Source organism: Victivallis vadensis (genome assembly GCF_003096415.1).
Taxonomy (GTDB): Bacteria; Verrucomicrobiota; Lentisphaeria; order Victivallales; family Victivallaceae; genus Victivallis; species Victivallis vadensis.
Genome location: NZ_QEKH01000059.1, coordinates 1 through 16,272, shown reverse-complemented (window position 1 = coordinate 16,272; position 16,272 = coordinate 1). Strand labels below are relative to the sequence as shown.

General features: G+C 53.6%; 10 protein-coding genes and 1 pseudogene. 9 read left to right on the top strand and 2 right to left on the bottom strand.

Translation table 11 applies throughout. From position 1 onward, the window contains the following. Positions 1-67: 67 nt before the first annotated feature. On the bottom strand, positions 68-520 hold the full coding sequence (locus tag C8D82_RS19930) for a hypothetical protein (RefSeq protein WP_116886052.1): 453 nt from the start codon (positions 518-520) through the stop codon (positions 68-70). Between the two features lie 263 nt (positions 521-783). Between C8D82_RS19930 and C8D82_RS19925 the strand changes: the two genes are divergently transcribed. The 8 genes from C8D82_RS19925 to C8D82_RS19895 all read left to right on the top strand — a co-directional run bounded on the left by C8D82_RS19925 (position 784) and on the right by C8D82_RS19895 (position 14,508). Continuing rightward, a complete protein-coding gene (locus C8D82_RS19925) occupies positions 784-2,358 on the top strand; it encodes a glycoside hydrolase family 32 protein (protein ID WP_116886051.1) in 1,575 nt (524 codons plus the stop codon). Between the two features lie 199 nt (positions 2,359-2,557). Beyond that, the gene (locus tag C8D82_RS19920; protein ID WP_165833229.1) at positions 2,558-5,326 is read left to right on the top strand and encodes an endo-1,3-alpha-glucanase family glycosylhydrolase; all 2,769 of its coding nucleotides are present in this window, start codon (positions 2,558-2,560) and stop codon (positions 5,324-5,326) included. Positions 5,327-5,457: 131 nt separating this feature from the next. Beyond that, positions 5,458-6,231: a type II secretion system protein gene (locus C8D82_RS19915; protein ID WP_207776205.1), complete on the top strand. Its 774-nt coding sequence runs from the start codon at positions 5,458-5,460 to the stop codon at positions 6,229-6,231. A 281-nt stretch (positions 6,232-6,512) separates the two neighbouring features. Next, a complete protein-coding gene (locus C8D82_RS21440; protein WP_165833228.1) occupies positions 6,513-8,672 on the top strand; it encodes a hypothetical protein in 2,160 nt (719 codons plus the stop codon). After that, on the top strand, positions 8,617-11,025 hold the full coding sequence (locus C8D82_RS19910; protein ID WP_165833227.1) for a family 78 glycoside hydrolase catalytic domain: 2,409 nt from the start codon (positions 8,617-8,619) through the stop codon (positions 11,023-11,025). The genes C8D82_RS21440 and C8D82_RS19910 overlap by 56 nt, the downstream gene beginning before the upstream one ends. Continuing rightward, a complete protein-coding gene (locus C8D82_RS19905; RefSeq protein WP_116886047.1) occupies positions 11,022-12,224 on the top strand; it encodes a Gfo/Idh/MocA family protein in 1,203 nt (400 codons plus the stop codon). Before C8D82_RS19910 ends, C8D82_RS19905 begins: the two co-directional genes overlap by 4 nt. Positions 12,225-12,259: 35 nt before the next feature. Continuing rightward, positions 12,260-13,519, top strand: coding sequence for an L-rhamnose isomerase (locus tag C8D82_RS19900; protein WP_116886046.1), 1,260 nt, complete (start codon positions 12,260-12,262; stop codon positions 13,517-13,519). Next, positions 13,516-14,508: an SGNH/GDSL hydrolase family protein gene (locus C8D82_RS19895; protein ID WP_116886045.1), complete on the top strand. Its 993-nt coding sequence runs from the start codon at positions 13,516-13,518 to the stop codon at positions 14,506-14,508. Before C8D82_RS19900 ends, C8D82_RS19895 begins: the two co-directional genes overlap by 4 nt. 6 nt (positions 14,509-14,514) lie before the next feature. Here C8D82_RS19895 and C8D82_RS19890 read toward each other — a convergent pair. After that, positions 14,515-14,745: pseudogene (locus C8D82_RS19890) on the bottom strand (substrate-binding domain-containing protein); the annotation flags it as partial. 159 nt (positions 14,746-14,904) lie between these two features. Here C8D82_RS19890 and C8D82_RS19885 point away from each other — a divergent pair. Then, positions 14,905-15,795 carry a DMT family transporter gene (locus C8D82_RS19885; protein WP_116886043.1) on the top strand — a complete coding sequence of 297 codons (891 nt, stop codon included), beginning with the start codon at positions 14,905-14,907 and terminating at the stop codon, positions 15,793-15,795. The last annotated feature ends 477 nt before the right edge of the window (positions 15,796-16,272 follow it).

The window sequence follows — 16,272 nt, the reverse complement described above, 5'->3', positions numbered from 1 at the left end:
ATCCGAAAAAAGAGAGGAAATTACTGAATTTGTAGTTTCCTCATTGAAATAGAAGTATTTAACATTGTCATAAAATGAAAATTTTTGACAAAAGCCCCAACACCGTATGCGCAATCATCTCGCAGCGGATTCGTTTCTCATGCCGTTCATACAACTGAATAAACTCCTTGATATGCTCCGCCATGAGCGGATCTTCGGCGATCTCGTAAATCCGCGTGCCGGTGACTTTCACTGAGTCAATGAAGTTGAAATGAATGAAAAACTGTTTGAACGGTTTTTCCGCATGCGTTGAAAACTCATAATAAGCCGGAATCAGGTAGAAACGTTTTTTCCGCATGCGCAAACAGCCGTCTGCGCTTTCGATAATTCCCCCTTCCTCCATATTGTAGAAAAGGCGCCAGAAGGGGGTATGCAGCTTAAATTGCATCCAAGGATAAATGTCGGTCATCCAGCCGCAAAACTGAATTTCGAATTGACAAGTCAGCGTTTCGATCTCATGTATCGCAACTGAATTTTTCATAAAGCTCCCCTGAAATCCTTCATATCATAAGATCATGGGCAAAATATAATACATCCACGTTGTTTTTCAAGATTCAGGAAATATCCAATCCGGATTTTGGCATTTGATAATTTTCATTATGTTACAAACAGACATCTTTTCTTGTTCTTCAAACATTGCAGATTTGAATCCTGTTATGTATAATAATAAAAAGAAAGTAAGTTTAATTCGAAGGAGCCAATTTCAAAAGTATTAGCTCTACCAGCTACGAACAAGGCAGCAGAATGCATTTTTTTACCCAACATCATTTTTGGACAATACCAGTTTGCAAGACTGCGCCGGAGACCGTTTTCAAAATCTCCGGCAAAGACCGCCAATATGAATATGCCTTGAAAATCCGTGCCGCCGCGGTGGCAGACGCGGACTTTGTCGCCACTTCTTCCATACCGGCATATTTTGAAAGAGAATTGAACATCGAATGTGACAATCAAGCCCTGCTCAACGAAATCCGGCTGACCGATTCCCCGTTCGATTCCGACGGATACGCTGGTCCCCACCGGCAACAGTTTCACTTTTCATCGCGTACCGGCTTCCTGAACGACCCCAATGGTCTTTTTTACTTTCAAGGGACTTATCATCTGTTCTTTCAGCATCATCCGTTTGGGGTTTACGGGGCGCAACAGCATTGGGGGCATGCAATCAGTTCTGATCTGGTGCATTGGCAGGAGAAAGGACAGGCATTATTTCCCCGGGGCACTTCTGCCTGCTGGTCCGGAAGTGCGTTTGTCGACACCGAAAATGTTTCCGGTCTGGGAATTCCCGGCGGGCCGTCGCCGATCCTGCTGTTCTTTACTTCAGCGGATTCAGGGTGTTTTTCTCAGAATATCGCTTACAGCGTCGATGGCGGGGAAAATTTCATCCCTTACCGCCGGAATCCGGTTCTGATTTCACAAGGGGATGGCGATGATCGGGATCCGTCGATTGCGTACGATGCGGAGTGCAGAGAGTTCCTGATGTGCCTGTTCCTCGGGGAAACAAGCCGACAATTCGGGATGTTCCGTTCCGATGATTTGCTGCACTGGCAGGAATTTCAACGTTTTTCCTTTTCCGGAGAGGGGTGTGAATGTCCTGATCTCTTTTCCATCCGCGATGAGGCGACAGGAAGAGTGCGCTGGGTTCTGATTGAAGCGAACGGCCATTATCTGCTCGGTGACCGGAATGGGAAAGACGGCACTTTTGTCTGGAACACCGGAGGAACGATTCTGAACCGTCAGGATTATCTGGGCCCTTATGCGGGACAGAGCTTTCAAAACGTGCCTGACGGCAAACGTTATTATATGGCATGGCACTGGGATCACACCCGTACCAGAGAAACGTCGCAAGCAATGACGCTGCCGGTTGAATTGAAGCTGCGCGGGGAACGTCTGCTGGTATTTCCGGTGGAAGCATTGAAAACACTGCGGTGTGAAACCTACCGTTTTTCAGCTCCCGCCTTTCAGGTCCGTTTGCGGGAACTGCCGGTGGACAGTGGCGATTTATGGGAGTTGGAAATCGTAACCCCGCCGGATGAAGAGATTCATCTGAATTTTGGCGGCGTGCCGATTGCCTTTGACGGGAAACGCCGGGAATTGAGAATTGCCTCCAGTGTCATAACCTATCCAGACGGAGAAACATATTTTCGTGGCAGGATTTTTTTAGATCGCAACACGGTGGATCTATTCGATCACGCAGGCCGTTTCATGCTGTGTGTTTCCGTCGATCGTCACAGCAGCCGGCCGGTCGAATTCGGGGATCTGTGGAAAACGAACCGTCTGCGCGAACTCACGGTTCATCGTTTGAAATCCATTTGGCAGTTTTGAAAGCATTCAATACAACAGGGAGGCGTTGTCAATCGCTTTTTCTTATACGATCCGTTTAACGGACTTTTCATGAATGAAAACGGCATTTGTTTTTCTTTTTCAAGGAATTGGGAATCGGCATTTCGCAAATATCTGCGTTGGAAGGTTGAATTAAAAAATAATGAAAATAACATTTAGCACTATTAAACAGGGAGGAAAGATGAGCCTGAATTTGAAACAATCTCTTGCAATCGGAACGGTTGCGTTTTCTCTGCTTCCGTGTTCCGGTTTCGCCGGCGAGACGGCCGGCCGCAGTATGGTATGGGCGCATAATACGCCATGGTTCCGGCCGGAAGATTATCCGCTCTATACGCAGGGATTTTACAACTTCCCGCTGCAGCCTGCACCGGAAACGGGGCACAAGATGGAGGATTCTCTGGCGGAGGAGGTGAAGATCGCCCTGAATCACGGTGTTGACGGATTTTTTCTTGATTTCGGCGGCGATCCGGGCAAAGGTCCGGCGCACTGGAGCCATCTTCTGCCTTTCTATCTCAAGGCTGCCGAGGGGATGCCCTTTCAGGTCGGTATCTGCATGGACACCAAAATCAGCAAAGATTACTGGGTGCGGGAGTTGAAACGTCTGCTGAAGGCAAATGGCGATCATCCGAATTATCCCCGATACAACGGCAAATATGTCGTCTGCGCCTATCAGTTTCTGCAATGGGAAAATCAGCAGCCCGGCGGCTGGACAATCGAGGAGTGGAAGCAGTTGCGCGCCGAACTGAAAGAGGCGGGGATCGAACTCTACATCGTCGCCAACGCTGCCCCGCTGCCGAATGAGAAACTGGATCTCGATCGTCTGACGCGCGCACTAGACGCTTATGACTGCGTTTTTCTCTTTGATGCCCCCGGACATGCCGATGAAACACCGGAGGTGAACAATGAGAAACTTGCCGATTTCTGCCGGAAGAACGGTAAACGTTTCATGGCATGTCTGCACCCCGGCTACTATGGCGCATGGCTCTGGGGCTTCAATGATTTTTACAACCCCTTTCGCGGATTCGACATGTTTTACCGGATGTTCGCCTCCGCCCGGAAGCATAAAGCGCACTGGACGCATCTCACCACCTGGAACGACCTCGTGGAAACGGCCGTACTGCCGCGCGTTTTCACCTTCGGCCTCGCTCATACACTGACGAGTTACAGCAGTTATCTGAAAAACAGTCCGCAGCCCTCCGAAACTCCGGATGTGCTGGCGGCTTACCTGCGTGAACTTCTGCCGGGGGAAGTGCTACGCCTGGAACTTCACAGCCTGCCGTCACAGGTCAAGTCACCGCTGACGCTCTCCGGGAAACTCTATGATCTCAGCGGCAAAGCCGTTTGGACACTGCCGCCCCGGAGTGTTTCCGCGGATCAGTTCGCCCGTGCGGAGTGGGTCGTTCCCACGGCTGAACTTGCCGCCAGCCCGGTATTGATCCCCGAATTCACAGTGACGGCAAAGGATTATTCCAGAACAGTCCGCACTCCGGCTGTCTATCTGGTCACGCCGTGGCTGCAGAACGCGGTTACGGTCAATGTTCCGCTTGCGCAGATGCTTGAGGACTTCCCGAATACGCTGGCGGTCGGCTGGAATCAGGGGATACTGGAAGCCAGTGTTGATTTTGACGCCCCGGAGGAAATCAGAAGTATTCTGCTCTTCCGCAACGACCGACCGATCGCGACCTTTTCGCCGGAACTCAAAGACGGCGAGATTCAACTGGTTTCCGCGTTAAGCGATGTTCCCCGGGCTATTACGGTCACGGTTGAAAACGGCAGAATCCTGCGGGCGGTGAAAAAAGGACAGCAGAACAACTCCGTCTGGCAGAATGAAGTCCTCTTCCGCTGGACGCCGGATAAGCTGGAAACCGCAAATGCCAACTTCGGCCCGCACGGCGTCACCTTCGCCGGTTCTGAAGATATGAAAATCATCGTGACCAATGCCAAAGGTGAAAAGAGCGAATTCTCTCCGGTGGAGATCGCGAACCGGCGGCGGGTTTCCAATGCCGATGCGTTGTTTGCCGCTGAACCGGAGATGACCTGGCTGCTGGATTCTCCGCTTGCGGCGAAAAAGGGAAAGAAGACCATCCGTCTCTTTGCACAGCCGCCCCGGGAGACGGACAACTTCTTTGTCCGCATTGAAACAGCTTCCGGCAAAGTCCACTTCAGCGCGCCGATTTATCCCTTTGCGAAGGAGAACAGAATTGAGCCGCGCAAAATTCTCGGCACGCTCAACACACTGGAATCCACTTCCGGCGGTTCCGGTTACGCATTCCGCAACGAACCGGAGTTCCTGACCCCTGCCCCGAAACTGCCCTACCGGAAGAACCTGCTTCTGACGCGGCCGGTTTCGGCGTTGAGCGTCCGCTCCGGCATCTGGCACTTCGACGGCGCGGTCAACGGGATGGAAACCGATCGTTACGGCGACCGGGATCTGGCGATCACTCCGGAATTTTATGTCGACGGCGGTTTCGACGGCAAAGGCAAGGCGCTTTCATTCAACGGGGAACGCAGCTTCCTCTTTCCGGCACGCATCTGGCCGCTGAGCGGATTCGGCACGATGAGCTTTTATCTGAAGCCGGAAAAAAACGGCGTCAAACAGTCCGTGATCTTCAAGGACGGCTGGTATGACGGCCTGAGCGTCAACCTTCTTGAAGACGGCAGGGTCGAAATACTCCGCACCTATCTGCCGGATCTCACCGAACAGAACCGGCTTACTTTCCAGCGGCTGACCGGCAAAACCGGATTGAAACCGGGCGAGTGGGCGAAGATCGAAATCAAAGGCGATGCCGAAAAACTCTCTCTCTATGTCAATGGAAAGCTGGACGGCACGATCAGGCAGGGAGTGTTCCGCTCGCACGGCAACGGACGTGTCAGCATCGGCGGACGCGAACATCTGGGATACATTCCCTACCGCGGTTTGTTCGATGAGCTGGTCATCCGGGGATGGTGACAGCAAAACTGCCGGAAGGTTTGAAATCATGAAAACAGACATGCAACGATCAACCAAACGAAAAGGAGCCGCAGCATCAAATAATTATCGCCGTTTGCAGTTTTACAACTTATACCATGAAAGGAATTAAAATGAAGAATAGATGTAAATATTTTACGCTTACTGAGTTGCTGGTTGTTATAGCGATTATCGCAATTTTAGCGGGGATGCTGCTGCCGGCATTGAACAAGGCGCGCGCTTCCGCCAAAAACATCAGTTGTCTGGGAAATGTCAAGCAGCTGGGAGCGATGTTTCAGTTTTATGCCAACGATAATGACGACTTCTATGTGACGGCGGTGAATAATTATGAAAAATTCGGCACGCTCGGCATGATACTGGCCCGTTATCATCAGTATGATATTTATGACGGCGTCCCCAAAATTTCCCGCTGTCCCGCTTATACGCCGGCCAACAACGGCTACGAAGCCGGAATTTTCGGATATTCGACTTTCGCTCCGGACTGGAATAACAACGATCCGAAATATGGTCTTTCCGGTACTTCCTTTGGAGACCGCACGATAAGCGGCTTGATCATCCCGAGCCCCCAGGCCGCTGCCGCAGGATGGACTCCGAAAGTCGACGGCGCAATTCATTACGAGAGAATTGCAAAACTGTCGAATTATACGGCTGCGGACGGAAAAACAAAATTGAATATCCCGCTGATCGCCGACAATCCGTCTTTCCCGGCGCATTCTCATGGAGATTCTTATTCAATCAATGCGTATCGGGCTGACGGCAGCACCAAAACCTTCTCTTCCCTGAATCAGACACTCATGCCGAGTCCGCGGCCGGATGGCGCGCATGCGCAGGCCATCGAATATAACAGGGTGGCGATGATGGCAATCGCCGACAAAGCCCTGAACTGACCCAAGCCGATTTGTAAAACCGCGGCAGACAGGGCGGAACGATTCAGCGCATCCGGCGGAACCGCACGGATGCGCGTTGTGCCGCAGACTGCCGCAGTCGTCCCACGGAGAACTCTTTCGGAGAAAGACAGATATATCTCCTTTCTCCGGAACAGTCCCATAATAAAATGACTCCATTAAATTTTACTTTCTGAATATCTATGCCCACCCTGACTCCCGGAATCTTCTGGTATTGGAATTCTGATCCTTCCCCTGCCGGCATCAAAAAACAACTTGCCCATATGCGTGACGCCGGTTACCGCTGCGTTTACCTGCACCCGATGCCCGACAACTATCACAAGTATTTTTTCTACAAGGGCATGAAAATCGCCTATCTCGGAAAACGGTACTTCGAACTGGCCCGAGTGATGCGGGATGAATGCCGGAAACTGGGCCTGACCATGATGCTGTATGACGAAGGCGGCTGGCCCAGCGGCGGCGTGGTCGATACGCTCGTCATGAAATATCCCCAGGCCAGAGTACGCGCCCTGCGCAAAAATCCGGATGGCTCCCTGGAGGAATTCCGGCTTGAAGTCCCCGACCTGACCGATCCCGCCGTCACCGACCGCTTCATAGAAATGACCTATCAGCGGTATTACGAAGAACTGGGAGAATCCTTCGGGAAGGAGATCAGGGGAATCTTCACCGATGAGCCTTTCTGGGAGTGTTATCTGCCCAAAGGTTACGTCGCCACTCCCGCCGGACTTGACGCCGAACTGGTCAGATGCTACGGCATCCGGCTCCCGGACATTCTGCCGCTGCTCTTCGACGACGCCGCAGACACTCCCGGGACCAGGCGGGCCAGACAACAGTATGTGGACTGCTGTACGGCGCTTTTTGCCCGTAATTACACAGGGAGACTGGCGGAGTGGTGCCGGAAACACGGTCTGGAATTTGAAGGGCATTTCCTGTTTGAAGACCTCTATTTCCGCACCGGATTTTTCTATGATTTTCCGCGAATCCTCGATGCGATGGATGTCCCCGGCGTCGATGCGATCTTCCGCATGGTATACCCGCACGGCGGACGCGGCAATTTCGCCCGTTTCGCGCAGTGCGCCGCAATCCGGAACAGACGCCCGGAAACGCTGGCGGAATGTTTCAACGTCTACGGCTACGCGATGAGCACCCCGGCCATGGCGTATGTGGCCAATCTTCTGCTGACCAAAGGGATCAACCGCATATTGACGATGCCGTATCTGTACAGCGACCGCGGCTTGTGCAAGGTGAGCTGTTCCACCGATTATTCACCGCGCACCCCGATCTGGCGCCATCTGGCGGCGCTGAACCGCTATCTGGAGTTCGCCGGGCAATATCACGCGGGCATGCTCGACCCGGCAATCCGGGTGCTTGGCGTCACCAACTGCTTCGGCGGCAGCGACTATCAGAAACCGACGCCGGAAGCGGCGGCGTTTGCCGAAAAGGTCGAGCGAATGCAGGAGAATCTGGACGATGCACTGGTCTTCTGGCGCATCTGCTCGGTCGACGAACTGAAGTCGGATGAAAACCGCCCTGAAGTTCTGATCGTGCCGGGCGAACTGGAAATTCCGGAGATCAAAGCCGCAGTGGAACGCTGGCGGCAGGCCGGTACGCAGGTTATAGACGGCTTTCAGCAGCGGGATTTCCATTCTCTGAGCTATCTTGCGACGGATACAGCTTACCGGGATGTCCGGATTCTGCCCTGTCTCCGCGAGGAAGGCATGAGTCTGCTGGTCTTCAACGCCGGCGACAAGGATATCACATTCTCTTTCGCCGCCGCCGGAAAACACTACCGCGAATTGCCGCCGCCGGACGGAACGCTGGCGGCGTTTGCGCCGCTCCGTTTTGAAAACGGCCGCTATCATCTCCCGCTGCCGGCCTGGAACATGCGTATCCTGACCGTTGCGGACACCGCGCCGGCGGCACAACCGGCGCCGCGCGAGTTCCGGAAAATCCGTCTTGACTGGAAACTGAAAAAGGTCGAGCGTCTGCGTTACAGCAAAGACGGCATCACAAAATATGAGAAAATCACCGAAAAACGGCCGCTTCCGTCAAGCGGCATGTACACAGAACTTGAACCGGAGTTTTCCGGTTCGATCGAGCTTGCGGCTTCATTTGAATCCCCCCAGGCCTTTTCCGGCTTTTTGAAATTCGACGATATCTGTTCCGGCGGTGAACTGTTCTTCAATGGCGTCAGCGCCGGAATGCGCGCCCAGCCGCCGTGGCTCTGGCGCGTCGAAGTCAGGAGGGGAACCAACCGGATTGTTTTGAACATCAATTCCACCGCGGGCAATGAATGGAAACGCTGCTTTCGTGAGGAACTTGAACCGGCCGGATACTATAATGATTATATCAAGGAAATCAGAACCTATGAAAACGATTTTGCCGAATGCGGAGCGGCCCCCCGCCTCACACTCTATTGCTGAAGCCGCCCCGCTGATCATCGAAAAGGAAAATTTCCCATTTTTCGCAGCCTGGATCACCCACCCGGAAGTCGCGGAACGGCGGCAGAAAGAACAGACCTGCGAGGAAAACCTCTTCTGTGAATTCTACAGGCAATTCGATTGCAGCCGGATTCCGGAATCCATTCTCCTGCGAATTACGGCGGACAGTTGTTACCGCCTGTCGATCAACGGGAAAGAAGCCGGATTCGGCCCGATCCGGGGGAGCGCCGCACTGCAATATTTCGACACCAGGGAAATCGCCGGACTTCTGCAGCGCGGACGCAATGAGATAAAAGTCCTCGTCCACTCTCCCGTCCGGGAGAATTTTACTGCCGTAACCCGTTTCCCCGCACTGCTGGCGGAAGCGCCCGGATTATTCAGAACCGACGAAACCTGGCAGGTTTCCCTGTGCCCGGAATTCCGGCGCGACGTGCCGGTTTATACGATGCAGATCGGTTTCATGGAGATGTGCGACCTGCGCAAACGCCGCGAACGGGAATATCTGCCGGCTGCTGCCCTCCCGGAACCGCTCCCCTTCGGCGCACTGACGCCGCGTGACATACCGGCACCGGAAATCACGGAATGCCGTCCGGAAAAACTCACCGCCATGGCCGCGCTTCCGGCAGGCGACGCCCCGGAACTTTCCCGCCTTGCGGAATTTCTGAACCATGAACAATGGACTGCGCTGAATCCTGAAGATTTTAACGGAAAAATCCTCCCCTCCGGCAACAGTACGGCACTGGTCTGGGATTTCGGCAAGGTACTGAACGGCAGAATACAACTGGAAGTCAACGCTCCCGCCGGAACCGTCGTCGACGTGGTTTACGGTGAAACCCCATACCGGGAGGACGGACGGCTCCGGGCGGCATTCCCCGGCGAATTTTACCGCTTTACCGACCGCTATATCCTTGATGCCGGATACAACCGGATCGGCACGACTCTTTTTGAGCGCGGTTTCAAGTTTGCAGAGTTCATCTTCCGCAATGTCGCCGACGCTATTGAAGTGATCGACATCCGGGCGGAAAACAGAGTTTATCCATTCCGGCAGAAATGCTTCTTCCGATGCAGCGATGAACGGCTGAACCGCATTCACCAGCAGTGTGCGGAAACATTGCGCGCATGCACGACCGATGTCTTCACGGATTGCCCGTGGCGGGAGCGGGCGTTCTGGATCAATGACCTGCTTGTGGAAAATCGCACCTCACTCGTTCTTTTCGGTGCAACACCGGTACATGCCAGGGCTCTCAGACTGGCGTTTTCCCAGCAGCGCCCCGATGGGAGTGTCCCGAGCCTTTGCCCGATGCCGAAACATGAGAATTTCGTATTCCCGGCAACCGGACTTTTCCTTGTGCTGATGCTTATGGATTATTACCGTTACGGCGGCGATCCGGAAACGGTCGGAGAACTCCTGCCCAAAGCGGAACATCTGCTGGAACACTTCAATACTCTGCTGGATGATGACGGATTGATCGGAGCTGCACCGGGAATCTGGAATTTCATTGACTGGAGTTTTGAGTTGAACGGTTACTCCTTCAACAATTGCCGGGAATCCATGACCAATTCGCTTTACGTTCTGGCACTGCGGGCGCTTGTCGCACTGGCGGAACAAAGCGGCTGCCCGCTGAAGCATCCCCCTGAATTCCATCTGGCGCAGAGTGAACGCACGGCAAAGGCAATTGTGAAAAGGTTTTACTCCCCGGAAACGGGTCTCATGATTGATGACGTGCTGTTTCATTCGGAAAAACAGCAGCTCCCGAGCCTGATCGCGCAGGCTTTGGCATTGCTCGCCGGAATCGGCGATGCCGCAGTACGGGAAAAGTTGAAAAATTCTCTGGCCGATGAATCGCTGCTGAAACCGGAACTCTATTCATATTCATTTGTCCTGCAGGCGATGGCACGGCATGGGATGATCCGAAAGGCATTGGAGATTATCCGCCGTTACTGGGGCAGAATTCTCGACAGCGGTTATCCGACCATCTTTGAAGCCGGTGTTCACCAGTTCGGCAAGGAAGCGTTCGGCGGCGCCGGAAGCATGTGTCACGGATTTGCAACCGCTCCGGCGGCGTTTCTGCCGGAAAACATACTGGGCCTTACTCCGGCCGCCGGGGGGAATGGGAAACGGTTTGCATTCCGCCCTGCCCTGGGGGATCTGGAATGGGCGGAAGGGGAATTGAACCTCTCCGCAGATGCGGCGGTGCAGGTCAGATTAACCGGGAAAGAGATCCGGCTCACCCTGCCGGAAGAGTATTCGGCTGAACTGCCGGACGGCCGCATACTCCAAGCCGGAACGCATCAACTTGGCTGGCAAGACATCAACAGAGGAATCATATCATGAAAAAACTGAAATTCGGAATCATCGGAACCTGCTGTCGCGGCGAACTGGGAGACTACGCCCACCAGACGGCAAACGGCGTGGAGATCGTCGCCGGCGCGGATATCTATGAGGAACAGCGCCGGAGCTTTGCGGAACGCATGAAGGCAAAGCAGGCCGCCGTCAACATCTACGCCGACTATCGCGAGATGATCGAAAAAGAAAAACTGGACGGCGTATTCATCACCTCCCCCGATTTCTGCCACGAGGAGCAGGCCTGTTTCGCCTTGCGGCACAAAACCGCGGTTTATCTGGAAAAACCGATCGCCATCTCCATCGAAGGCGCCGACCGGATTCTGCGGACGGCAAAAGAGACCAGAACCCATCTGATGCTCGGCCACAATATGCGCTACATGGAATTTACAAACCGGATGCGCGAAATCATTCTGTCCGGCATGATCGGTGAAGTCAAGGCGATCTGGTGCCGGCATTTCGTGAGCTATGGCGGAGATGCCTATTTCCGCGACTGGCATGCCGACCGCAGGAACACCTGTTCGCTGCTGCTGCAGAAGGGCGCACATGACATCGATATCATCCACTGGCTGGCGAATTCCCGCTCCGTCAAGGTGAACGGCATCGGTTCCCTGAGTGTTTACGGCAGCATCCCCCGGCGTCCGGCCGGATGCGAGCGGCTTGACACTCTGACGGTTCAAGGCGTCTGGTCCAATTCCCACTGGCCGCCGGAGGCGCAGAAAGATTACTACCCTGAGGTCAACAACGAGGATCTCAATATGATCAATCTGCAGCTTGCCAACGGCGTGCAGGCGTGTTATCTGCAGTGCCATTTCACCCCGGACACCTGCCGCAATTATACGGTGATCGGTACGCGCGGCAGGCTGGAAAACTATGGCGATTACGGCAAAGACTGCTCCATTCAGGTGTGGACAAGACGCACGGACCGTTTTCAGCTCGAAGGCGATATGACTTACCGTATGGCTTCCCCGGAAGATCAGCCCCATGGCGGCGCCGATCCGAAAATCGTTCAGGGCTTTATCGATCTCCTGCGTCATGGGACGCCGCCGGAATCGACTCCGCAGGGAGCGCGTTATGCCGTTGCCGCCGGTGTCAGAGGGGCGGAATCCATCCGCAGCGGCGGCATGATGCTGGATATTCCGGCATTGCCGGATGATCTGGAGAATTATGATTTCGCCGCATTGCAATAATGGATGGAACCGGTTTATCTATAAAGGATTGAAAAATGGCCCGAATTGAGAAATGTTATGAATTGGCGCGTGAGATTTACGCGGAGCATCAGGTGGATGTCGACGCCGCGGTGGCGCAGCTTGAAAAAGTGCCGGTTTCCATCCATGCCTGGCAGGGGGATGATGTTGCCGGTTTTGAAAACACCAGTCATGCGCTGACCGGCGGCTGCCAGGTTACCGGCAGTTATCCGGGACGCGCCCGCACAGCCGATGAACTGCGTGACGACCTTGATGTCGCTTTAAAGCTGATTCCGGGACGCCACAGGGTCAATTTGCAGGGGCATCAGGTGGATAAAATGCTTCCGGGCGTTGATCGTGACGGCTTTACCATTGAGAATTTTTCCGGGTGGCTGGACTGGGCCGCGGCACGGAATTTGCCGGGGCTTGACCTCGCTCCGGCGTTTTATTCTCATCCGAATCTGAAAGACGGGCTTTCGCTTTCGCATCCCGACGCAGGCATCCGCCGCTTCTGGATCGACCATGGCAGGGCCTGCCGGAAAATCGGCGCCGATTTTGCGGAAAAGCTTGGTTCTGCCTGCATCTGCAATTTCTGGGCCCCGGATGGTTTCAAGGACACCCCTTCGGATCGCCTGGCGCCGCGGCGGCGGCTGCTGGCCTCGCTGGATGAATGCTTTGCCGAGAAAATCTCCGGTGATCTGGTACGAGACGCCATTGAATCAAAACTTTTCGGCATCGGGGCGGAGTCCTGTACCGTTGGTTCGCATGAATTCTGCATGCTTTATGCCATGCGCAAAAAGAAAATGCTTTGTTTTGATTCGGGGCACTTCCATCCGACGGAATCAATTGCCGACAAACTGTCCGCCATTTTCTGCATGATGGATGAAATCCTGCTGCATGTCAGCCGGGGCGTCCACTGGGACAGCGATCATGTGACCGTGCTCAACGACGAACTGCTCTCCATCGCCCGCGAAGCAGCGGTTTACGGTTATCTGGATAAGGTTCATCTGGCGCTTGATTACTTTGATGCCAGCATCAACCGGATCGCCGCCTGGGTCATAGGCTGCCGCGACCTGTTAAAGGCGCTGCTGATTGCATTTCTGGAACCGCCCTGCGCCTGTCAGTTGGAAAAGCAGGGAGATTTTACCGGACGGCTCGCGGCACAGGAAGACGCCAAATCGCTGCCCTGGGGAGCCGTCTGGGATTATTTCTGTTACAGACATGACCTGCCTGCCGGCATGGGCTTCATGGACGAGATCAGAGCTTATGAGAAAAAAATAATGGAAATACGCAAATGACTTTTATCAAAGGAGAAACCGTGCTGTTTACCGCTTCGGCCGATGCTTCACTGGCATTCCCGCCATTGAAAATACAGCGAATATACAACTCGGCAATCGGAATCGATTTTCGGACCGGCAGAGATATCGAGTGGACGCCCGGCTGTCTCCGGCTGACGCGTCCCGCAGGGTCGGCGGTGCCGTATTTGACGCATGATGATTTGTATCCTCCTGCCGATCAAGCCGTATTTTATCCCGCGCAAGGAGCGAACGCGGTTTCCGGCGGTCCGAATGGTGCGGCCCTTCGCTTCGACAATCGCGATTTTTTTGCCCGACATCAGCTTGAGGTCGATTACTGGACGGAAGCGCCCATCCCGCCCCTGACGGTGTTGACCGGAAAATTACCCCGTTTCCGCAGCAACCCGGCTCTGAAGCTCGCATTCGTCGGCGACAGTATCACCGAAGGCGCAAATGCATCGAAATTTGTCGGAGTTCCTCCCTTTCAGCCATCCTACGCGGAATTGACTGCCGCAAACCTGCATGCGGCGGAAACGCGTAACTTTGCAGTAGGAGGAACCGGCTGTCTGCATGGAATCATGCATCTGGAGTCATGGCTGAACGATTTCCTGCCTGACCTGATGTTCGTTGCTTACGGCATGAATGATCTCACCGGAATGACTCCTGCAAAATTCCGGTCGTCGATCATGGAACTTATTTTGATTGCCCGCAGGTACAACCCGGTTATGGAATTCGTACTGATCGGTTCCATGCCGGGCAATGCGGAATGGAAGTGCACGCCGCCCGCCGCGACACGGACTTTTGCCGGGGAACTTGACGCACTGGCAAAGACAGATGCCGGAATCGCCTTCATCGATATCGGAGGATATTGGGAGAAATACTTTGCCAATAAAAAATTCCGGGATCTGACGGGCAACGGCGTCAACCATCCGAATGATTTCGGGCATCGTTTTTATGCAGAGACGATTGCCGATGCCCTTGCTTTGAATTAAAACCGGCTACTCTTCCCGCCAGTCCCGGCAGGAGTCGCCGGGAACGGGGCGGCCGGGGATGCGTTCCCGGCGCGGTTCGAAATCCCGGGTGCGCATCATTTCGTCCAGCAGCTCCACCGCCCGGGCGCACAGCGGAACCGTCGCCTGTTCCATGCGGTCGAATTGCAGCGGCAGGGAGGCGAAGGTCTCTCCGAGGTCAAAACTGGTGACACTCAGATCAGCCGGCATGGAGGAGTATGCCCAATGAGCCCTATGGTGAGGGTGATATCGGCGGTGGAGCTTTGGAAAAAATTAGAGTTTAAGGTAAGACAGTCGGGAGGCTTTCTTTCTCCATCGCGGCAAGAAAAGAGAGCATCCCGGGAAACACAGCAATGAATATTTCAGGAGTTTCATAGGATGCAGTTGGGTATTTTACTGCTGGTGCTGGCGGGCGTCTGCTGGGTGTTGATTGGCGTGGCGATCAGCCATGCGGCTTTGAAACGGGAGAATCTGAAACGGATTCAGGCCGATTCGGCCATACTCTGTGCAATCCCCGCCGTTGTACTGATCGGTTTCGGAAAAGGCGGAACATTCCCGACCTGGTGGATCGTCTTGCTGCTGCTTCTCGCCGGAATGACGAACTACTTTACATTCCTACTCATGAATCGGGCCATGCGGTATGGCCCACACAGTCTGGTATGGAGTATTATTCAATCTGCCCTGATCTGGCCTTTCCTGTTCGGCGTGATCTGCTTCGGTGCCGTCTGCAATTGGTTGCGCGTGGTTGGTTTTCTTTTGATCCTCTGCGGAATACTGGCAGCAAGCAAAGCCCAAACCGGAACGGCGGAAAATAATGATACCCTTTCCGGAAAACATTGGCTGCGGATCGCACTGGGGGCATTTGTTCTGGCAGGGCTGACTCAGTGTATCAACAACTTCCCGTCCTACCTCGGAAATGCCGACACTACGCCGTATGTACGCGGACTGCTTATTCTGCTCGGCACAATTCTCGGATTCGCGGTTTCAGTCTGTTTTGACAGACGGGCGGTAGCAGGAAAAGTCTGTTGGATGTCGGTTCTGCTGCTGACCGGGGCAAATATCGCCTCCTGCTATTTCTTTTTCTATCGCGGCCTAGACCTGGTGGCAGAAGCAGGAGCGGGGGCCATCGGCTATCCGGTAACGCTCGGTTCATGCATCGCAGGCTTTGCATTGTACAGCGTATTTATTCTCCGCGAACGAATCACTATCGCTTCGGTAAGCTCCTTTCTGCTCTGTTTATCCGGAATGATCGCAATGTCGATACAATAGGGAAGCTCCGCTGCGTATGATAAATATTCACGGCAAAAATTCAGAAACGTTGCCGGCTGTCGGATTGCCCATGCCTTGACAAATTCAGTGACGAAGACTAGCCTGAATATTGCATGAAGTTCCCAATTTTGAGAAAAATGCTTTTCCGGAGCCTGTAGCTTGTTTTTTGATAATGTCCCAAATTTTGTGAAAGAATGGATGTCTTGTCAATGAGCATTGATTTGCCCTGGTTCATAATAGCACATGGAATTCTATTTTTCAAGTCCATAAGGATTTCCCCTCATTTCTTCCTCAAAGAATCCTTGGAAATTCTCTGTTGATTGTTTTCGGAAATCTAGTGGTTTATTTTTAATGCATAGAAAGTTCACTGCTTGAAACAATCGTTATTGTCCCAAATTTTGTGAAACACACTTGTAGTTTCCAACGCCGATAACGACGTTGCCGATAATTTGCATACGTTTTTGCCAGTAGTCCTCC

Excerpts from the sequence above, each read along its gene's own strand:
- C8D82_RS19930 (WP_116886052.1), bottom strand. The coding sequence starts at position 520 with ATGAAAAATTCAGTTGCGATACATGAGATCGAAACGCTGACTTGTCAA.
- C8D82_RS19925 (WP_116886051.1), top strand. The coding sequence starts at position 784 with ATGCATTTTTTTACCCAACATCATTTTTGGACAATACCAGTTTGCAAG.
- C8D82_RS19920 (WP_165833229.1), top strand. The coding sequence starts at position 2,558 with ATGAGCCTGAATTTGAAACAATCTCTTGCAATCGGAACGGTTGCGTTT.
- C8D82_RS19915 (WP_207776205.1), top strand. The coding sequence starts at position 5,458 with ATGAAGAATAGATGTAAATATTTTACGCTTACTGAGTTGCTGGTTGTT.
- C8D82_RS21440 (WP_165833228.1), top strand. The coding sequence starts at position 6,513 with ATGCGTGACGCCGGTTACCGCTGCGTTTACCTGCACCCGATGCCCGAC.
- C8D82_RS19910 (WP_165833227.1), top strand. The coding sequence starts at position 8,617 with ATGAAAACGATTTTGCCGAATGCGGAGCGGCCCCCCGCCTCACACTCT.
- C8D82_RS19905 (WP_116886047.1), top strand. The coding sequence starts at position 11,022 with ATGAAAAAACTGAAATTCGGAATCATCGGAACCTGCTGTCGCGGCGAA.
- C8D82_RS19900 (WP_116886046.1), top strand. The coding sequence starts at position 12,260 with ATGGCCCGAATTGAGAAATGTTATGAATTGGCGCGTGAGATTTACGCG.
- C8D82_RS19895 (WP_116886045.1), top strand. The coding sequence starts at position 13,516 with ATGACTTTTATCAAAGGAGAAACCGTGCTGTTTACCGCTTCGGCCGAT.
- C8D82_RS19885 (WP_116886043.1), top strand. The coding sequence starts at position 14,905 with ATGCAGTTGGGTATTTTACTGCTGGTGCTGGCGGGCGTCTGCTGGGTG.